Genomic DNA, 2727 nt, shown 5'->3' with positions numbered 1-2727 from the left:
ACCAAGTCAAGAATCATCAATAGATGGATTTGCAAATGCGTTTTTTTCAAGTGTTGCGGGGTTTACCACTACTGGAATTTCATTGATTCATGAACCAGAAAATCTACCTCAAAGTTTCACATTTTATCGAAGTTTTACACAGCTTGTGGGCGGAATGAGTTTTATTTATTTAGCAATAGCTGCGTTTTATCCAGAATCAAAAATACAATCTATGCGAGGATTCATTTCTGGTCGTTCATTACATATGAGAGAATTATTTGGAACAATTACAATTATTTTCTTAATTTACATAGTAATTTTTTCATTTTTATTTTATTTATTTGGAAATCTAAACATAATTGATGATTTTTCATTAATAGTTAGTGCATTTGCAACCGGAGGATTCTTACCTACATCAACTATTCTCAATGATTTTGATTGGCAAGAAAAATTAATTGTGATGGGAGCTATGATATTTGGGGCATTACCATTTACATTCCACTATTCATTTGTTAGAAAAAAATTCCTTTCTCCAAAACTAGGTAAAGAAGTATTAGCTTATTTCATGATTTTAGGTGGTGCAACATTGCTATTCATGTCACTAAGCAATCTTGATCCATTATCTAGTGCATTCTATACGGTCTCAGCTAGTACAACTTCAGGACTTAATTCACAAGTAATGATAAATTTTAGTGGTCCCATACATGTAATTTTAATTATATTGATGATTATAGGAGGATGCGGATTTTCAACATCTGGTGGAATTAAAATTTTTAGATTATTGCAATTAAGAGAATGTAAAAAAATATTTAATAAAAATCACCGTTCAGAATTGTCTCCAAAAAGAAAAAAAGAATTAATTTCCACCATACTCATCATATTGGCATTTCCAGGAACAATATTCTTGACATCCATATACTTAACAACTATTGAGGATACTAGTTTTGAAAATGCTTTCTATGAAGCAACTGGGATAATCACTACTGCAGGATTAACGTCAAATGTAATTAATTTTGATACGGATGCAACAATCAAAGTAATAGTAAGTGTATTGATGATAATAGGGAGAATGGAGATCATTGCAATAATTTACATATTTGTGCCTAAACTAATCTAAAAAAAATACAAAAAACAGAATAGAATTAATTGAATAACCAGTAATTACAAATATTAGAAAAATGTTTGGCGGGGGTGGAAAAAATTAATTATTTTGGGATTTTCAACCATTGCAATAATTTTTGTAATGTATGCCAGATATCAAGATCCAGCATTATTTACTCCAGATTCTATGGATACGATTCAGAGAATTGCTTACGGTTTTTACATAATATTGTTCGCATCATTTGGAGCAATAATTTATGGAGTTAATCTTTACAATAAAGAAAAAATTGAAAAAAATGAAAAAGACATTACAACAATTATTGCTTTATGTGTATCAAGTAAAAAATCAAGAAAATTTTTTATCATTACATCCATAGTTTATGGAGTATTTTTTTCGTTAGTATCAGGTACACTAGTCTATCAACCAGAAGTCAATTTTGTCACACATTATGGAGCAGTGATTCCATCAGGATTTGTAGCACCATGTTGTGGGGATTTGGGGTATATGCCTAAAGTAATAGTGTATTTGACAGAACATGTAGGGTTACAAATAATTCCAATTAATCTAGTATTACAAGTAATTGTATCATACTTAGTAGGACTAAATGCAGCTATTGCAGTTAGCGCTTATACGATTTCTAAAAAAGGAAGAGGATTAAGCAGCGTAGGCGCTGTAACGGGATTATTCATAGCATGTCCAACATGTGCGGGCACATTCATGTCAATTTTCATAGGTACTGCAAGTGGAATTGCATTATCGATTGCCTTAACTCAATTACAAACAGTCTTCATAGCAATATCAATTCCAGTTTTATTAGTTACACCTTTTATGATGGCAAAAAAATTGAGAAATTCAGATGGAAGCTGTAAAATAGATCCTACAAAATAAATTTTTTCACTTCAGGAATCTTACTATTTCCAATATCATAACCATCACGTCTAAGAAATTTTAATGTCAATTTGTAAATCAATTCATCATGATCTACTTTATTTAGAATTTCAGTCCAGAGAATACGACCATTTTTTTCAATTTCTTCTTTGAACATAGGATTTAGAGATTCAGCCATATCTCTACATTGGCCAAAAGTTTTTCCATTTTTGTATGCACGAATTCTAGTATCACAGGCATCCATAATTAAAAATCATAAAAATTCTAAATAAACTTTGATTAAAGATTCAATTAAAAATTATTTTTAGGCATATCATAAGGTATCAATCAACAGTTCATACAGTTTTTTAAAGAAATGTTAAAAATGAATTAAATCAAATACTAGAAATTTATGTTAAAAGTATGGGCATTAAAACAACAAAAGAGTATGTAAAATTCTACATTAATTTAGATATGAAAGATAGTGTAAGTTTACTAAGTTTTGCAAATAATGAAAAAATGATTTTAAAACAAAAGCTTGAAAATAAAAGGATCGAGAAAATACCTATTGTACATGGAATTAAAATTTTAGAGGAATTAATAGCAGACATAAAGAAAAACGGTGAGCATGAAGTATTAAAAAAATATATCGAATAAAATAAAAACAATTCAAATACAAAAAACCATTAAATTTGAAAAAAGATTGTATTATTAAGCAAATATAATTAAAAGAAAAATATGGCTGTGAGTTCAGATATTATTAAAACTGAGATTTTACG

4 protein-coding genes are annotated in these 2727 nt (G+C 28.8%); 3 read left to right on the top strand and 1 reads right to left on the bottom strand.

Annotated features, from left to right (window positions below; genetic code table 11):
• A partial coding sequence (locus BG20_RS07280; protein ID WP_010192876.1) for a potassium transporter TrkG occupies positions 1 to 1096 on the top strand: 1096 nt, incomplete at its 5' end.
• Between the two features lie 126 nt (positions 1097 to 1222).
• Complete coding sequence (locus tag BG20_RS07275; RefSeq protein WP_238527552.1) at positions 1223 to 1969, top strand: hypothetical protein; 747 nt, start codon at positions 1223 to 1225, stop codon at positions 1967 to 1969.
• On the opposite strand, the gene BG20_RS07270 is transcribed toward BG20_RS07275, so the two are convergent.
• Positions 1959 to 2213 carry a hypothetical protein gene (locus tag BG20_RS07270; RefSeq protein WP_010192872.1) on the bottom strand — a complete coding sequence of 85 codons (255 nt, stop codon included), beginning with the start codon at positions 2211 to 2213 and terminating at the stop codon, positions 1959 to 1961. The two genes, BG20_RS07275 and BG20_RS07270, sit on opposite strands and share 11 nt — an antisense overlap.
• 158 nt (positions 2214 to 2371) lie before the next feature.
• On the opposite strand from BG20_RS07270, the gene BG20_RS07265 reads away from it, so the two are divergent.
• Positions 2372 to 2605 carry a hypothetical protein gene (locus tag BG20_RS07265; RefSeq protein ID WP_010192870.1) on the top strand — a complete coding sequence of 78 codons (234 nt, stop codon included), beginning with the start codon at positions 2372 to 2374 and terminating at the stop codon, positions 2603 to 2605.
• Positions 2606 to 2727: the final 122 nt, after the last annotated feature.

This window comes from Candidatus Nitrosarchaeum limnium BG20 (assembly GCF_000241145.1).
GTDB classification, from domain to species: Archaea; Thermoproteota; Nitrososphaeria; order Nitrososphaerales; family Nitrosopumilaceae; genus Nitrosarchaeum; species Nitrosarchaeum limnae.
Note: the sequence above shows the minus strand (reverse complement) of the source record. Positions and strands in the feature narration are given on the sequence as shown.